The sequence below is a fragment of the Rickettsia endosymbiont of Hedychridium roseum genome, from assembly GCF_964028255.1.
GTDB lineage: Bacteria > Pseudomonadota > Alphaproteobacteria > Rickettsiales > Rickettsiaceae > Rickettsia > Rickettsia asembonensis.
The window spans coordinates 1,053,340-1,069,497 of sequence record NZ_OZ034753.1; the positions used below are offsets into that span (position 1 = coordinate 1,053,340).

Below are 16,158 nucleotides of genomic sequence, written 5' to 3' on the forward strand. Positions count from 1 at the left end.
TTTTTCTAGATTCCTGCTTTCGCAGGAATGACATACGAGATACTACAAATACTTCTCATTCTCTTCCTTAACTAACTTTACCAGCTGCTCAACCGATAAGACTTCCTGCTCGGTAGTTCCGAGTCTTCTAATCGTTACTTGTTTATTTTCTTTTTCCTGCTTACCGATTATGGCAATCATCGGTATTTTTTGCTTAGAAAACTCACGAATCTTATAGTTAATTTTATCAGGTGAGATATTGATATCCGTTCTTACGCCATTATCAATTAAAGCTTTTTGCACTTCTAAAGCGTAATCGTTTAAATCGCTGGTGATTGTTGCAATAGCGACTTGTATAGGAGCAAGCCACAGAGGAAAACGCCCGGCATATTCTTCAATCAATATACCGATAAAACGCTCAAGCGAACCAAGGATTGCTCTATGGAGCATTACCGGTCTTTTTTTCTCACCGCTTGCTGCAATATAGCTAGCATCGAGTCGCTCCGGCAATACAAAATCCATCTGAAGTGTTCCGCATTGCCATTGCCGCCCTATCGCATCGGTTAATACAAACTCAAGCTTCGGTCCGTAAAATGCTCCCTCACCCGGGTTTAGCGTATAGGTAAAACCTGCTTTTTCTACTGCTTCTTTTAAAGCATTCTCAGCTTTATCCCAAACTTCATCACTACCTGCACGAACTTCAGGGCGATCAGAGAATTTTACCTTTATATCGGTAAAACCGAAATCTTTATAAACTTCCGTCAGTAATTTACAAAAACTAACTGTTTCATCGGTAATTTGCTCCTCTGCACAAAATATATGAGCATCGTCTTGCACTAAGCTACGCACTCTCATTAAACCGTGTAATGCACCGGACGCCTCATTACGATGACACAAACCAAACTCCGACATACGAAGCGGTAAATCACGATAGCTCTTAATACCTTGTTTGAAAATCTGCACGTGGCAAGGGCAATTCATCGGCTTTAAAGCTAATGTCTTGTCATCTGTTTCTAACGCGAACATATCATCACGAAATTTTTCCCAGTGTCCTGAAGCCTCCCAAAGGCTTTTATCCACCAAAACAGGAGTCTTAACCTCAGTATAACCGTTTTTACGAATCTTTTTCCTAATATACTGCTCAATAGTATTATATATACTCCAACCCTTATCATGCCAAAATACCATCCCTTGAGCTTCTTCTTGGAAGTGGAATAAATCAAGCTCACGCCCAAGCTTTCTATGATCATGCTTTTCGGCTTCTTCCAGCATAAAAAAATAATTGTCTAATTGCTCTTTCGTAGCCCACGCCGTACCGTATATACGCTGCAACATCTCATTACGACTATCACCTCGCCAATAAGCTCCTGCAACTTTCATCAACTTAAAATGCTTAACAAAACCTGTATAGGTAGCATGCGGACCTCGGCATAAATCAATAAAATTACCCTGCCTGTATAAAGTAATTTGCTCACCTGCCGGAATTGAAGCAATAATTTCGGCTTTATAATGCTCTCCTATCGACTTAAAAAACTCTACGGCTTTATCCCTATCCCATAGCTCTCTTGTTACTTTCTCGTTCTTCTTTGAAAGTTCTTGCATTTTAGCTTCTATAACGGCTAAATCTTCAGTGGTAAAAGGTTTATCACGAGCAAAATCATAATAATAGCCGTTTTCAATTGCAGGACCAATCGTTACCTGAGTTTCAGGGAATAGTTCCTTTACTGCTTCAGCAGTTAAATGTGCCGCATCGTGCCTTATTATCTCAAGACATTCAGGGTCTTTTGCAGTTAAAATACGAAGCTTGCAATCATTTTCAATTACGGTACTTAAATCTTTAAGCTCACCGTTTATTTCAGCAACCATTGCTGCTTTAGCAAGCGACATTGAAATTGCATTTGCTACTTCATAGGCGGTAATGTTTTTTTCAAATTGTCTTACACTACCGTCGGGAAAAGATATATTTATCATTCTAATTTTTCTTCAAATTTTATAATTTTAAGGATTATAGTATAATAATAATCTATTTAAAAGGATTAAGGTAGGCAATTTTAAAAATTTATAGATGTGATATTTTTGCTTCTATTGAAAAATATGTTGCTTTAAGTAACGTTACTATCAGCATTAATATTTATAAAATTTAAAAAAATATATATGTACTATGAGTAAATATTTTTATATTTATAGCATTTCAACTTTTTGTGTAATTTTACACTTGCATATTATGCTGGTTTAAGTTATTAATTATAAATCAATAACAGCATATAAGAAGCATAAAAATGAGAAAACAACCATTGTGTTTTAATTTTACTAAAAATAATCTTTTAAAAATCGAACCCCCTAGAGAAAAAAGAACCCTTTACAAAGATACTAAAGAAAAAGGATTGGTACTTATAGTATCTTACGGCGGCAGTAAAACTTTTTACCTAGCCCAAATGGTAGAAGTTAAATATAAAAGGCTCAAACTAGGTCGTTTTCCTGATTTACCTGTTGAAGAAGCAAGATTAAAAGCAGTTAAACTTAAATATCAGATAGCTATGGGTGAATATTCCACTAATAAAACATATTCTTCAATTAAAAATGTTAAGAAAAATTTCAAGACAAACCTTAAAGCGTCTGTTGCTAAGCCTGCCGAATATCTACAACTTAAGTTGGGAGAAACTGAGATAGAAAAAAAGAGTTTACCTTTTCATAATAAAGCTTTTTCGCTTCAAGTGTATAAAAAACTGAAAAAACTTTCTGATGATTTTTCAGATAAAAAAGACTTTGCAGCAGGAAAAAAATTAGCTGATAGTATAAATACATCAATTGAAGAGGAACTATTAGAAATAAAAATACACAAACCTAAGAAAAAAACTGACAAGAGATATTTAACTTACGAAGAATTATCTATCTTTCTTAATACATTGAAAAAGACAGCTACTTCTCAAGTGCAAGATCTTTTTCTATTACTTATTCATACGTCAGAAAAACTAACTACTTTATTATCAATGGCATGGGGTGATATCGATTTACAAAATAAGATATGGAATATATCAAATATTAAAAAAGAAAAATCACGTTCTTTATCTCTTACTGATGAGGCAATTCAGATTTTATATAGAAGAAAACAAAAAAGTAATAGCTTATGGGTATTTCCTGCAAAAAATAAAATCAATCATATGGTAAAACCTACTCCAACACTACGGAGAGTTGTTAAAGAAACAGGCTATAAAGGCTTAACATTTAATAATCTGAGTAAAACCCTAGAAAAATTGACAGATCCATTAAGAGCATCAATCAAATTATAACTTAATACAATATGCTTCTTTTGAAACTCTACGTCTAGGGATAATTTATATGTCGAGTAGGTAACCAAATCTTCACATACGTTTGTATACGCGGCTGTTCAAGATGAAGTGTTTCTTTCAGATTCTTAATTATAAACGAATGAGTGTTCACGGATTTTTCACTGCCACCCTACAGCTTAACCATGAGATCAAGAAAAATAACTTCAATATTGATATAGAAGTTACATATTTGATAAAATAAATCTATAAAAAACAAGCTTTTTATAGGTTTTACTGGATTCCCGCTCCTAGCTAGGAATGACATAAAACGATCCACGCAACAATATTGATTAAGTTAGGTAGGATGACAATTTCTCTAACTGAACAATACTTTAAATTATTTACCGACAACTTGTTTTCTTTCTTGATCTATCATAGCCATGGCATTCATAAATTCTAATACTCTAGCATCACCAAAAATCTGATCTATAGTTTTATCATTAAAGGTTAGTCCGGTATCTTTACCTTTCACGTCAACTACTAAAGATTCACCGTCTTTTAATTCAGAGTTTTTACTAAAAGCTTCTATTGCCCTAAAGCCGTATTGCTTTATTACTGAAGATTGTTTTCCTAGATTTAAAGCAAATTCCTTAGAATCTTCTATTTTATTAAGCACCGGTACAATAGCATCATTAGTATAATTCACAAAATTATTTATAACCGCATTTGGATCCGATAATTTTATTACACTTTCTAGATTCAGAGGATTATCTAAATTAGGCATATCAATATCAATAGCAAAATTAAAATCATCCATAACAAGATTAGTTTTACCGGATAATTTTTTTGCTTCAGGATCAAACTCACCTTTTAAATTAAATTCGGAATTATTTATTTTTGCAAAAACACCCATTACTTTTTCTCCGTCTTCTTGAGTAATAGGGCTAGTTAGTTTAAAAATTTTATCTAACTCGGCTCTTTTATTTAAACCATTACTAAAGTAGCTTCCTAAAGCTTCAACTGCTGTTTTTTGGTATGTTTCAGAAGGTTCTATAGTAGATTTAATATTTAAAGCAAAATCAAAAATTTTATCTTTTTCTATATTTAATTTATATAAATTACTTTCTACTTTTCCTTTTCTTTCAATATCGCAAGAGAATAAAAACGGTTTACCTTTTACTAATTCTCCTAACATCTGCATAAAAATAACAGCATGCATATTTTCATCTTGCTTTTGATTTAGAGAAAAGTTTTGAATTAATAATTTTCCAAGAGCTAATAGCTCATCACTATATTTAAGCTTTAATTTGGAATTGTAAGAAATAGGTAAATTCAATATATCTAACTTTGTCAAACCATACTCAAAGGAAGCAGTATCAGAGTCATTAGCTATTTTATCTCTCAAAAATTCAAAAATTTTATCATATAAATTTCTTCTATAATTTTCAGAAATAAAAGAAACAGTATTTTCTCCATCCAAAATTAACAAATTAAGGTTATCTGATGTTTTAGTATTAGTAATTACAGAATTGCTAATATCACTTTCTGCTAATTTTTCTGCATCTAAAGAACTATAAAGAGTTGATTTATTGTCACTCAAGCTTAATTTCCAATAATCAGGCTCTCTATTAAATAAAGATTTTCTAAACCAAATTGTTGTATGATGATCAGGCGAGTAAAAAATATTTTTTTCATCTTGAGCGGTAGTAATTTTTACGTCATTTCCGTAAGAATCAATTTTTGTAATATTTAAAAACGGTATATGCCTAATAGCTATTTCATCAAAATAAAAATCTATAGGTTTTAACATTACTTTATTTAAAGTAATACTAAATCCATATTTATTAACTTTTATTGAATCATAAGTTATATATTCCCCGTATTCATCAAGAATAGAGATAATATTCTCTTTACTTTGATGTTCAAATTTATAGGCAGCATATCCCCATCCCACTAAGATTAGAGCTATAAAACTTATTATAATAAATCGTATTTTCATCTTTTTTACTGTAAAAAATTATTAAAAATCAAAAATGTTATCCTTGTGTGGATATCAAATCGTCATTGCGAGGAAATTTACAATAGTAAATTGACGAAGCAATCTCAGGAATTTGTTATTATTTCATGAGATTGCCACGTCGCCTACGGCTACTCGCAGTGACGATGAAACCGAACCATGCAACAAAACCGGTATGACATCGGAGTGTTTTTCAAGTCCAAAATAGCATATATCGCTTTAAAAATATATTTATTTTTCTTTTAAACGATCAGCTATTAGCTGATATGATTCAAAAGCTTTATTAGGCTCGTTTTCAAGCAATTCAAATCCCAATTTTTCATTACTGTTAATATGCCATAACCTACAATTATCCGGACTAATTTCATCAGTTAACATAATGATAGATTCTTCACCGTTAAACACACGCCCAAATTCTAATTTACATTCAACAAGACGAATCCCGACACCGATAAATAAGCCGCTTAGAAAATCATATATACGCAAAGCTTGCTCTTTTACCGCTTTAATTTCATCCCTAGTTAACCAGCCGAAATTTAATATTTGATACTCATTAACTATCGGATATTTAAATTCACGACTTCGGACCTTAAAATCAATGATCGGTTTATCAAATACATACCCTTCGTCCATACCGAATTCTTTTACAAATCTACCGCACGCTACCGATGATATTATTACTTGTACCGGAAAAACCTCAACATATTGAATTAATTGCTCCCTCATATTTATTTTTTCAATAAAATGATTTTCAATGCCGTTCATTTCCAGTTTATCCATTAGAAAGGAAGAAATATTATTATTAAGTACCCCCTTGCCTGAGACCTCAATAATTTCACCGCTTTCTAAGGTAACATTATCGGAAAAGGCCATTATAAGTAAAAAATCTTCTTCGGCGGAATATAAAATTTTACTTGAACCTTTGTAAAGTTGTGTTTTCATTTGTTATTTTCTCAAAATTTACTTAAGTAGTCCGTGCCACCCCGTGGCTTGACCATGGGGTCCAGTTAAAAATACTACGATTATCAGTATTTTTAGCTGCATTTCTAGATACCGTGGTCAAGCCATGGTATGACATACTGACACTTTGCGATCTATGCATCTACTCGAAGATCATTCGGACCGATAATTGCCGATGTAGTAATACCACTAAATATTTTATTTGCCGTATTAATAATGTCATCGGCTTTTATATGCGTAATAATTTCCATAATCTCTTCAGGAGAAATATATTTACCAAAAGCTGCATAATTTTTACCAATTTCTTCTGATTTATAAGCTACTTTTTCTTGTGCCATCAACAAATTACTTCGTAGTTGCGTTTTAGCTCTAATCATCTCTTCTTCATTAACTTTCTCAGTCATCTTGTTTATTTCGGTTTTAAGCTCTTTGTATAATAACTCCAATTTATCATGTGCGGTACTTGCATAAATAGTAAATACACCACTATCAGAATATGTACTATTATAACTACCCACTGCATATGCAAGACCTAATTTTTCACGAATATGCTGAAATAAACGTGAAGACATACCACCTCCGAATATTATAGCAAGTAACTGGGTTCGGTAAAGCCTTTCTAAGTTAATATAAGGCATTCCTTCAAAACCAAGAATTAAAGTAGTCTGCTCTAAATCCTTATTGATAAAGCTATTACCTCCTATATATTTTGCAGGAAGAAAATTACTTTTTTCTCCTTGCTTTAAAGAGGAAAACAATCGCTCTGCACTACTTACTATTTTATCGTGATCAACATTACCGGCAACCGATAAATACAAATTTCCAGCGCTATAATGTTTATCTATAAAACTCAAAAAATGCTCTTTAGTAAAACTAGATAATGTTTTGCTTGTTCCAAGAATCGGTTTACCAAGCGGCTGATCCTTATAAACACTGCTATAAAACTTCTCATATATCAAATCATCCGGATTATCTTGACTATGTGCTATTTCCTGTAATATTACCTTATATTCCTTTGCTATCTCTTCTTCAGCAAAGATAGAATTTTGTATTATATCGCCAAGTATATTAAGTGCTTTATCACAATTTTCGGATAATACTCGTGCATAATATATTGTTTTTTCATGACCTGTATAAGCGTTAAAATGACCGCCTATTTCATCAAATTCTTCGGCTATTTGTTTTGCCGTTCTTGTTGTTGTACCTTTAAAAGCCATATGCTCAAGAAAATGAGAAATTCCCTCTTCTTCAGGATTTTCATAACGGCTTCCGACTTTAACAATTAAATTTATTGCTACCGAATTAATATAAGGCATATTATAGGTTAAAATTGTCAAGCCGTTTTTTAATTTACTAACGTTAAAATTTTCTTTCATAATTTATTTTTTACTTTCTAAATTGTCATTGCGAGGAGGTGTTGTTGCGTGGATCAATTTCACCTCTGTCATCCCGTGGCTTGACCACGGGTTCCAGTTAAAAATACTAAAATTATTAGTATTTTTTATTGTTTTTATGGACCTAGCAAGCCACGGGGTGACACAGTGGGTTTTACCGGTCTACGCAACAATGCCTTGCGAGGAGGCGTTGCTCACGTGGATCGGTTTTCCGTCTGAGCTAAGAAGAATTACATAGCAATCAAGGCGAAGCAATCCAGTTAAAAATTCTGTAAATCAGAATTTTTTTTATTATTTTCTGGATTGCAGCAAAGCTTCGCTCCTCGCAATGACGATTTAGTATCCATGCAATAATGCCCATAGTCGCTCACAATGACGTTTTTTGATTTAAGCGATGACTCTCTTAACTTCGCAAGCCTTAGAAATCTTGCAAAGGCAAAAATCATTGAATCTACAAAGCCGTCAAAACCGAATACAAAATAGCGTCTGATAAAAAACGCTTTAAAAAACCACCATATAATTTCAGTTGTTAAACGAAAATTTGAAAGCTTTTTTCCTTGCTTAACTAAATCTTTTGCTTGCTCGCTAGAATAAAAATTTGCTTTAGTTACCAACTGCTCAACTGAAGTACCGGAATAATGATAAGCAGTTTCATTTAATAGATAAATTTTACCTGCAAAATCGACATCTTTGTTAAATACCACCGAATCATGAGTAGTACTATTTACGGTATTTGCAAAACTTGCAAATTTTTTATTATACAACCGAGTACATTTATTAAACGGAGCAAACATTCGTGGCTTTTGGTCATTACGATGCATTATTAACAGCTTTATTTGATAAGCCAAATAACGAACTTGATTATGAGAGGCAAAAATATACTCTATTTCGTCTTGTAACTCTTTAGACAACTCCTCATCGGCATCAATATTAAGAATCCAATCATTTACGCAAAGACTTTCGGCAAAAGATTTCTGCCCTACATAGCCAAGCCACGGCTTTACTATTACCTTTGCTCCTAATTTTTCAGCTATATTAACCGTATCATCTGTGCTTTCGCTATCGACTACTATAACTTCATCGACAATATTTTTTACGCTATTTATAGCTCGTGCTATTCTTGCAGCTTCATTTTTGGTAATAATAAATGCTGAGATTTTTTCCATATATCTATACTTTAAATGTCATTACATATATTTAATGTCATTCCTGCGAAAGCAGGAATCCATCATAAAGCGAGATAAATCGAGCTTTTAATTTCAAAAAATTGCTGTATTTATATTTTTTTTGGATTCCTGCTTTCGCAGGAATGACATCGAACACTTTTCTCAAATCATGCAACAAGACCTCTTTTAGCTAGGAATGACATTACTGCACTGTACTAACAATAATTTTACCCTATCATCCTAAACACCAACTTAACTACATAAGTTAAAAGTAGCGTGGATAATAATCCGCTGAGCCATAGAATAATAAACCATTGCCACCCTTTTAGACAAGAGGTTATTTTTTTAATATATAGAATGATGAGATGATTTGCCACGGAATATATAATAACAATAGAAAGTATAGCCAAGTATGACAGGTAGGAATATCCCAGCCCCTATCAACAGTAAAGACTGTGACTCCGGTGCTGCTGCTGCGGTTTCGAGCGTAACTTTATAAGGAACGATATATGGCCATATACTTATCGCAAGCCCTAAATATCCTAATAAAAATAACAAGATCGTATAAATAAACGGCTTTACTTCTTTTTTTTGCTTAACGGCTTTAATTAACTTAATAAATATTAAAGCAGTTACAATAGGTACAATCGATAAATAGTACATATTAGGTACACTAAACCAACGATGATTTATGTGGTTATTTAAGAAAGGAACCCATAAGCTTACAAGTCCCATAAAAAGTGCAACGTAAAATAAAATATATAAAGCAGATTTATAAGCCCAATCTTGTGTTTTCTTTTCTGTTTTCAGAATAAGCCAAGTAGCACCCAAGAGTGCATAACCGAATATTAATGCTATCCCCGTCATAACGGAGAAGGGAGTAAGAAAATCAAAGCTCCCTCCTGCAAATTCTCGTCCTTCTATCTCTATTCCTTGGACAAACGTACCAAGCATTAAACCTTGACAAAAAACAGCAAGCATAGAACCGAAATGAAAAGCATAGTCCCAAATATAACGATGACCTATATGAGCCTTAAAACGGAATTCAAAAGCTACACCACGAAATATTAGGCCAAGTAACATTAATATAATAGGAATATATAAAGCCGGCATTAATAGCGAATATGCCAGCGGGAAAGCTGCAAATAAACCACCGCCGCCAAGTACTAACCAAGTTTCGTTACCATCCCAAAAAGGAGCAATAGAATTGATCATTTTATGACGGCAATCATCGGTAGGGGCAAACGGAAATAAGATTCCTACTCCTAAATCAAAACCGTCTAATAAAACATATAAACAAATAGAGGTAGCTATAAGACCACCCCAAATAAGCGGTAAATCTATATAAGGTGCAAAGTTTAACATTAGGTTTTTCTTTAAATTATATCATTTACGATATTAGTATATACATTTTTTTCTTCTTTTTGTAGAGTTCTTTTAGATAAGGTTACAAATATTCTTGCTAATGTATCTCATTTGTGCTACTAATATAGTAGTAATCATTGTTAAATTTCAAGTAATTGTATGACTAAATCAGCTTTCATAAGAGCACGAGTTGAACCGGAATTAAAAGAAGAAGCAGAAAACGTGCTTGATGAGCTTGGCATCACTCCTACACAAGCGGTTACTATGCTATATAAGTACGTAGCACGCGAACATAAATGGCCTACTACAATAAAAATTCCCAATGCCGTTACTCTAAAAACATTTGAATCAACTGATAATAAAATCGGACTAATTGCCTCTAATAACACAAAGGAAATGTTTAAAAAACTTGGTATTTAAGTTGTGTTTAGATCTATCTATACTAAATCTTTTGAAAAAGATATAAAACTAGCAATTAAGCTAGGCAAAGACCTAAATAAACTAAAAATGCTTATAGAATTATTAGTTAATAAAACAGCTTTACCTATCAAATATCGAAATCATCAACTAATCGGAAATTTTATAGGTCGAAGAGAATGTCACATAGAACCCAATTGGTTACTAATCTATAAAATTGATAATGAATGTATAATTTTTGAACGCACAGGCACTCATTCTGATTTATTTAAGTAAAAACTATTTTACTTTTCTAATAATGGGTTATTCAAACCGATCTCTCCGTACGTTTCTTTATTATCTATCGCTTCTATACCTTTCTTTATTAAATGCATTATATAATATATACCCGCTCCAAAAATGATCACATATACTACTACAAAAGCAATTAGAGAAATAAATACATATTTGCCGAGTACCGGTGATACCGTATCTACGGTTTTTAAAATATTATATACTATATAAGGTTGTCTACCTACCTCGGTTACAAACCAACCGGCAAGTACTGCAATAAAACCTGAAGGTGACATTAATATATACCAATATTGAAACCAGTGCGTAGTATATAATCTTTTCTTCAAGTAAAGATATAACCCCGCAATACCTGTAAATACCATTAAGAAACCGATTCCTATCATAATACGGAAGCTAAAAAATACGACTAGCACCGGCGGACGCTCTTCTTTTGTCCATTCTTTTAACCCTTTCACTTCACCGTCTAAGCTATGCGTTAAGATTAAACTACTAGCATAAGGTATTTCTATAGCATATTTTGTTTTTTCTTCTTCCCCGTCAGGAAAGCCGATAAGATTAAAAGCTGCTCCTTTTTCCGTATTCCAAATACCTTCCATAGCCGAAACTTTAACCGGCTGATATTTAAGAGTATTTAAACCATGCAAATCACCGATAAATATTTGAATAGGTGCAACGATTAACGCCATTAACACCGCCATAAAAAGCATAATTTTAGCATGCTCTTTATAACGATTATTTAGTAAATAAAAGCTAGCTACACCACCGATAACAAAAGAAGTAGTTAAATAAGCCGCCGTAATCATATGGAAAAAGCGATATGGGAAAGAAGGGTTAAAGATAATTTCTAGCCAATTTAAAGGGAAAAAGAACCAATCGCCTCGCAGTTCAAAACCAGCAGGCGTATGCATCCAGCTACTAGCTGCAAGTATCCAAAAAGCTGAGATTACAGTACCAACAGCAACTATTAACGTAGAAATAAAATGTACTTTTTTACTGACTTTTTTACTGACTTTATTAAAGCCGAATAACATTATACCTAAAAAAGAAGATTCGAGGAAAAAGGCAGTAAATACTTCAAAACCGAGAAGCGGACCGAGGACATTTCCAACCTTATCTGAAAAATTCGACCAATTAGTACCGAATTGATAAGACATTACAACGCCCGAAACTACTCCTATACCGAAAGTAACGGCAAAAATCTTCACCCAAAATTTGTATATTTCTTGATAAACCGGCTTTTTTGTTTTTAACCATAACCCTTCAATTACCGCTAAAAAGCTTGCAAGCCCTATAGTAAAAGCAGGAAATATTATATGAAAACTTATGGTAAAAGCAAACTGAATCCTCGATAATAATACTTGATCAAATTCCATATTTAAGCTGCTGTTTTAAGATAATAAGCTTTTTGACAATAACAATATACTCCAAGTATAATGAATTAAGTAGACGAAGTTTAATTTGGAAAAGAGCAAGGAGTCCATAAGACGAGGAGCGGAGCGTATACTTAAATACGTGAGCACCACAGTACTTATAGGACGACGCAGCCAATTTTTCAAATTAAACGAGTATACAGTATTTGATTTAATCAGCCACCTTTGCTATTATTAAATTCTATCTGATTAGTTTTAACAAATTTTCCTTTTTCGGAGTTCCAATTATAATGAACATTTACTATTCTTACTTCTGTAACATTAATATCACCATTGGGCAATTGAGTTACATCATACCCTTTTCGGATAGAATCCGTAATTAATAAACTTGCTTGACAAATATATTTTACATCAAAGAACGGAGAATCGTCTTCCTTAGACTTTTCTTGTTCTTCTAAAAAATTATTAGATAATTCTTTTTCTTGCATTTCTAATGATTTTGAAGTTATTTTCTGAATTTTGTAGCATTATTTAAGGTAAGAAGCAAGGCTTGTTTATTATTTTTCCATAGATTTAATATTTTTAGGTATATTTTTGCAAAATAATTAAATTAAAATATGCTCTGAAATAACACGAATTAATATATTATTTTAAAATTGAGGTACATTATCGTGATAAAATACCCTACTTTATCTAAATCAACATTTAGCTTAGGTATTTATTTTTTAAAATTCGATAAAGTTAAAATTACTTTATTGACTGTAATCTGTATTTTACTCGGTATGATTCCGGCAATTGATAGTATATTACTTCAGAAAATCATTGATCTAATCGAATCTTTCAGTGATGAGAACGCAAATAACCTTTTATCTTCCATGATTTACTGGGCAGTATTTTATGCTCTTTGGTGGGAGAGTATTAATATAGCATATCGTTCATATGATTATTTGTATCTAAAGACTATGCCCGTAATAAAAGGAAAAATACTAAATGAACTTTATAATTATACTCAATATCATAGCCATAAATTCTTTCAGGATAATTTAGCCGGACATATTAGCAATCGTATTACCGAAACCGCAAGATCGTTTGAGATGATTATTTCAATATTCGGTGAAAAAATTCTTCGTAAACTAGCTATTATCGTATTTGCATTAATTGCTTTATATTCCGTACATTACGTTTTTGCTACTATATTTATTTTATGGATTACGGTTTTTTTAGGGCTTAGTGTTCTTTTCTCGGATAAAATCAATAAATACTCGTTAAATTATGCTAGAAGCCAATCTTTTGTTGCCGGTAGTATCGTAGATGCAATTAGCAACATTAATGCGGTTAGAATGTTTACAGCCCATAAATTTGAACGTCAACATATAGAAACAAGGGTAGAAAATGCCGTGGCTGATGAGCAGACTATGCAATTCTTTATGTTCAAATTGCGTTATGCTCTTGGGACTTCTTGTTCAATAATGATTTTTATAATGATCTATTATTTATCTAAACTTCGTAGCGAATTATCTATAAGCATAGGTGATTACGTATTAGTGCTAACATTATGTATAAATGTAGCAGACGATATTTGGGATTTAACGCAAGAAATCGGTGATATGTTCGAGCAGAACGGGGCATTTAATCAAGGCTTATCCCTAATGGCACCGCATATTATAACGGATATTGAAAATGCTACTCCTTTAGATATCCAAGAAGGGGTTATCGAATTTAGAAATGTTACATTTAATTATCATCATAATAACAATCTATTTTATAATAAATCGGTATTAATACCGAGTAAACAAAAAGTAGGGCTAGTTGGATTTTCCGGTTCAGGGAAAACCACTTTTATTAGTTTGCTGACTAGGTTACATGATATAGAAGAAGGAATGATTTTAATAGATAATCAGAATATTAAAAACGTAACTCAAGATTCTTTAAGAAAAGCCATTAGCCTTATACCTCAAGAGCCGGTGCTTTTTCATCGTACTATTTTGGATAATATCAGATATGGAAAAAAAGAAGCTACTCTTGAGGAGGTTATAGAAGCGGCAAAATCTGCACATATTCATGATGTTATCGATAATCTACCGGACGGTTACGATACTATGTGCGGAGAGCGAGGAAATAATTTATCCGGCGGTCAGCGTCAAAGAATCATTATAGCAAGAGCCATCTTAAAAAATGCTCCTATTTTAATTCTCGATGAAGCAACAAGTAGTTTAGATAGTGAAACGGAAAGCCTGATTCAAGAGTCAATGGATTATTTAATGCAAAATAAAACCGTGATAGTCATTGCCCACAGATTATCTACTTTACTCAATATGGATAGGATTTTAGTTTTTGAAAAAGGTAGTATAATCGATGACGGTAGCCACGCAGAATTACTGAAAAATAGTAAGCTATATCAAAAATTATGGAACTCTCAAGTTAAAGGGTTGATAGTGTGAGGATGTGTTGCTTACCGTCATTGCGAGAACCGAAAAATCCGTTCGGTGTCATCCCGTGGCTTGACCACGGTATCCAGTTAAAAATACTAAAATTATTAGTATTTTTATTGTTTTTTGGATACCGTGGTCAAGCCACGGGATGACAGAGGTGAATGATCCACGCAAGCAAACCTTACGTGACATAATACCGGTCTCAACCTTTAAACTAAAATCTTATATTAAATATCGTAATATGTTATTATAATCACTTCTTTAACTGCTAATATTCTATAATGAAACTATCTGACTTTGACTTTGATTTACCAAGTGACCTTATCGCACAATATCCGGCTAGCGAACGTGATAACTCGGATTTACTAATTGCCGGGACAAAGCTTATTAAAACCAAATTCTACAACATATTAGATTACTTAAAAGAAGGTGATTTATTAGTCTTTAATAACAGTAAAGTGATAAAAGCAAAGTTACATTTAGGGAAGAATATTACAATAAATTTGAATCAAAAATTATCTGATAATTGTTGGTCGGCTTTTGCTAAACCGGCTCGAAAACTTAATATAGGCGATGAGTTTTATTTTGATAATCATAAGGTAATTATTACTGAGAAATCCGCAATGGGTGAGATTAAAGTAAAATTTGAACTTGATAATATTTCGGTATTTGAATTTTTGGACAAATACGGTGAGATGCCGCTACCGGTTTATATTAGGCGTTCACATTCATTGTGTCATACCCGTAGTGCTTCCACTATGTCACCCCGTGGCTTGACCACGGGGTCCAAAAAATATTTAAATAATGACTGGATACCGTGGCGGGGCCACGGTATGACAAACCCTAAAAACGACAACGAACGCTATCAAACAATCTATAGTCAAATAGAAGGTTCGGTTGCAGCACCAACGGCAGGGTTGCACTTTACAAAGGATATACTTGATAAGCTTAAAGCAAAAGGCGTACATACCGCTTTTGTAACCTTACATGTGGGAGCAGGAACTTTTTTACCTATAAAAACCGAAAATATTCATGAGCATAAAATGCATACCGAATATTGCTCTATTACTCCTGAAACTGCTGAAATCATCAACAAAGTAAAGCAAGAAGGGAGGCGTATTATCGCAGTCGGCACTACCACGCTTAGAACTCTTGAGAGTGCTTGCAATAACGGCGTCGTAAAAGCAGGTAGTTTTGAAACTGATATTTTTATAACTCCCGGCTTTAAATTTCAAACGGCCGATATGCTGCTTACTAATTTCCATTTCCCTAAATCTACTTTATTTATGCTTATATGTGCTTTTGCCGGCTTTAAAGAGATGCATGAATTATATAAATATGCTATAAAAGAAAAAATGCGTTTTTTCAGCTATGGCGATGCAACACTTTTGTATAGGAAATGATAATTACAATCGTCAAGAGCGAAGGGCGTTGTCGCATGGCTCTTCTATGTCATTCCCGCGTAGGCGGGAATCTAGAAAAAAGCATAAATACA

General features: G+C 32.9%; 17 protein-coding genes and 1 pseudogene. 6 read left to right on the forward strand and 12 right to left on the reverse strand.

Annotated features, from left to right (window positions below):
- Window positions 1-42 precede the first annotated feature (42 nt).
- Window positions 43-1,950, reverse strand: a complete 1,908-nt coding sequence (gene thrS, locus AC5587_RS06185) for a threonine--tRNA ligase (RefSeq protein ID WP_499162169.1) — start codon at window positions 1,948-1,950, stop codon at window positions 43-45.
- A 308-nt stretch (window positions 1,951-2,258) separates the two neighbouring features.
- On the opposite strand from thrS, the gene AC5587_RS06190 reads away from it, so the two are divergent.
- Window positions 2,259-3,269, forward strand: coding sequence for a tyrosine-type recombinase/integrase (locus AC5587_RS06190; RefSeq protein ID WP_499162170.1), 1,011 nt, complete (start codon window positions 2,259-2,261; stop codon window positions 3,267-3,269).
- A 169-nt stretch (window positions 3,270-3,438) separates the two neighbouring features.
- On the opposite strand, the gene AC5587_RS06195 is transcribed toward AC5587_RS06190, so the two are convergent.
- The 5 genes from AC5587_RS06195 to AC5587_RS06215 form a co-directional block, all read right to left on the reverse strand.
- A complete protein-coding gene (locus tag AC5587_RS06195) occupies window positions 3,439-3,573 on the reverse strand; it encodes a hypothetical protein (RefSeq protein ID WP_410527476.1) in 135 nt (44 codons plus the stop codon).
- Window positions 3,574-3,645: 72 nt separating this feature from the next.
- Window positions 3,646-5,247: a phosphoribosylaminoimidazolesuccinocarboxamide synthase gene (locus AC5587_RS06200; RefSeq protein WP_499162171.1), complete on the reverse strand. Its 1,602-nt coding sequence runs from the start codon at window positions 5,245-5,247 to the stop codon at window positions 3,646-3,648.
- A gap of 249 nt (window positions 5,248-5,496) precedes the next feature.
- Window positions 5,497-6,207, reverse strand: coding sequence for a phosphoribosylaminoimidazolesuccinocarboxamide synthase (locus AC5587_RS06205; RefSeq protein WP_040257149.1), 711 nt, complete (start codon window positions 6,205-6,207; stop codon window positions 5,497-5,499).
- A 22-nt stretch (window positions 6,208-6,229) separates the two neighbouring features.
- Window positions 6,230-6,367: a proline/betaine transporter gene (locus AC5587_RS06210; RefSeq protein ID WP_499162172.1), complete on the reverse strand. Its 138-nt coding sequence runs from the start codon at window positions 6,365-6,367 to the stop codon at window positions 6,230-6,232.
- Window positions 6,360-7,601, reverse strand: coding sequence for a M16 family metallopeptidase (locus AC5587_RS06215; protein WP_499162173.1), 1,242 nt, complete (start codon window positions 7,599-7,601; stop codon window positions 6,360-6,362). Before AC5587_RS06215 ends, AC5587_RS06210 begins: the two co-directional genes overlap by 8 nt.
- 22 nt (window positions 7,602-7,623) lie before the next feature.
- Between AC5587_RS06215 and AC5587_RS06220 the strand changes: the two genes are divergently transcribed.
- Window positions 7,624-7,857, forward strand: coding sequence for a hypothetical protein (locus AC5587_RS06220; RefSeq protein ID WP_499162174.1), 234 nt, complete (start codon window positions 7,624-7,626; stop codon window positions 7,855-7,857).
- A 22-nt stretch (window positions 7,858-7,879) separates the two neighbouring features.
- Here the strand turns inward: AC5587_RS06220 and AC5587_RS06225 are convergent, their stop codons facing one another.
- From AC5587_RS06225 to cydB, 3 genes are all read right to left on the reverse strand, one after another.
- Window positions 7,880-8,785: a glycosyltransferase family 2 protein gene (locus AC5587_RS06225; RefSeq protein ID WP_499162175.1), complete on the reverse strand. Its 906-nt coding sequence runs from the start codon at window positions 8,783-8,785 to the stop codon at window positions 7,880-7,882.
- A gap of 37 nt (window positions 8,786-8,822) precedes the next feature.
- Window positions 8,823-8,951, reverse strand: coding sequence for a hypothetical protein (locus AC5587_RS06230; protein WP_499162176.1), 129 nt, complete (start codon window positions 8,949-8,951; stop codon window positions 8,823-8,825).
- Window positions 8,952-9,130: 179 nt separating this feature from the next.
- On the reverse strand, window positions 9,131-10,150 hold the full coding sequence (gene cydB / locus AC5587_RS06235; protein WP_499162177.1) for a cytochrome d ubiquinol oxidase subunit II: 1,020 nt from the start codon (window positions 10,148-10,150) through the stop codon (window positions 9,131-9,133).
- A 159-nt stretch (window positions 10,151-10,309) separates the two neighbouring features.
- Here cydB and AC5587_RS06240 point away from each other — a divergent pair, with 159 nt between their 5' ends.
- Together AC5587_RS06240 and AC5587_RS06245 are read left to right on the forward strand one after the other, a co-directional pair.
- Entirely contained in the window at window positions 10,310-10,570 is a 261-nt protein-coding gene (locus AC5587_RS06240; RefSeq protein ID WP_040257140.1) for a type II toxin-antitoxin system RelB/DinJ family antitoxin, read from the forward strand.
- Window positions 10,571-10,573: 3 nt separating this feature from the next.
- Window positions 10,574-10,843, forward strand: a complete 270-nt coding sequence (locus AC5587_RS06245; protein ID WP_499162178.1) for a type II toxin-antitoxin system YafQ family toxin — start codon at window positions 10,574-10,576, stop codon at window positions 10,841-10,843.
- An 8-nt stretch (window positions 10,844-10,851) separates the two neighbouring features.
- On the opposite strand, the gene AC5587_RS06250 is transcribed toward AC5587_RS06245, so the two are convergent.
- Window positions 10,852-12,234, reverse strand: a complete 1,383-nt coding sequence (locus tag AC5587_RS06250; RefSeq protein WP_499162179.1) for a cytochrome ubiquinol oxidase subunit I — start codon at window positions 12,232-12,234, stop codon at window positions 10,852-10,854.
- 212 nt (window positions 12,235-12,446) lie between these two features.
- Complete coding sequence (locus tag AC5587_RS06255; RefSeq protein WP_010976947.1) at window positions 12,447-12,719, reverse strand: DUF2671 domain-containing protein; 273 nt, start codon at window positions 12,717-12,719, stop codon at window positions 12,447-12,449.
- A gap of 183 nt (window positions 12,720-12,902) precedes the next feature.
- Here AC5587_RS06255 and AC5587_RS06260 point away from each other — a divergent pair, with 183 nt between their 5' ends.
- The gene (locus AC5587_RS06260) at window positions 12,903-14,672 is read left to right on the forward strand and encodes an ABC transporter ATP-binding protein (RefSeq protein WP_499162180.1); all 1,770 of its coding nucleotides are present in this window, start codon (window positions 12,903-12,905) and stop codon (window positions 14,670-14,672) included.
- A 46-nt stretch (window positions 14,673-14,718) separates the two neighbouring features.
- Here AC5587_RS06260 and AC5587_RS06265 read toward each other — a convergent pair.
- Window positions 14,719-14,818 (reverse strand): annotated as a pseudogene (locus AC5587_RS06265) (palindromic element RPE4 domain-containing protein); the annotation flags it as partial.
- A 126-nt stretch (window positions 14,819-14,944) separates the two neighbouring features.
- Between AC5587_RS06265 and queA the strand changes: the two are divergent.
- Window positions 14,945-16,066, forward strand: a complete 1,122-nt coding sequence (gene queA, locus AC5587_RS06270) for a tRNA preQ1(34) S-adenosylmethionine ribosyltransferase-isomerase QueA (protein WP_499162181.1) — start codon at window positions 14,945-14,947, stop codon at window positions 16,064-16,066.
- Window positions 16,067-16,158: the final 92 nt, after the last annotated feature.

Bases quoted from the DNA above. Each gene is read 5' to 3' on its own strand.
- AC5587_RS06210 (WP_499162172.1), bottom strand. From the start codon at position 6,367: ATGCATAGATCGCAAAGTGTCAGTATGTCATACCATGGCTTGACCACG.
- AC5587_RS06195 (WP_410527476.1), bottom strand. From the start codon at position 3,573: ATGTCATTCCTAGCTAGGAGCGGGAATCCAGTAAAACCTATAAAAAGC.
- AC5587_RS06205 (WP_040257149.1), bottom strand. From the start codon at position 6,207: ATGAAAACACAACTTTACAAAGGTTCAAGTAAAATTTTATATTCCGCC.
- cydB (WP_499162177.1), bottom strand. From the start codon at position 10,150: ATGTTAAACTTTGCACCTTATATAGATTTACCGCTTATTTGGGGTGGT.
- AC5587_RS06225 (WP_499162175.1), bottom strand. From the start codon at position 8,785: ATGGAAAAAATCTCAGCATTTATTATTACCAAAAATGAAGCTGCAAGA.
- thrS (WP_499162169.1), bottom strand. From the start codon at position 1,950: ATGATAAATATATCTTTTCCCGACGGTAGTGTAAGACAATTTGAAAAA.
- AC5587_RS06200 (WP_499162171.1), bottom strand. From the start codon at position 5,247: ATGAAAATACGATTTATTATAATAAGTTTTATAGCTCTAATCTTAGTG.
- AC5587_RS06240 (WP_040257140.1), top strand. From the start codon at position 10,310: ATGACTAAATCAGCTTTCATAAGAGCACGAGTTGAACCGGAATTAAAA.
- AC5587_RS06250 (WP_499162179.1), bottom strand. From the start codon at position 12,234: ATGGAATTTGATCAAGTATTATTATCGAGGATTCAGTTTGCTTTTACC.
- queA (WP_499162181.1), top strand. From the start codon at position 14,945: ATGAAACTATCTGACTTTGACTTTGATTTACCAAGTGACCTTATCGCA.
- AC5587_RS06190 (WP_499162170.1), top strand. From the start codon at position 2,259: ATGAGAAAACAACCATTGTGTTTTAATTTTACTAAAAATAATCTTTTA.
- AC5587_RS06255 (WP_010976947.1), bottom strand. From the start codon at position 12,719: ATGCAAGAAAAAGAATTATCTAATAATTTTTTAGAAGAACAAGAAAAG.
- AC5587_RS06215 (WP_499162173.1), bottom strand. From the start codon at position 7,601: ATGAAAGAAAATTTTAACGTTAGTAAATTAAAAAACGGCTTGACAATT.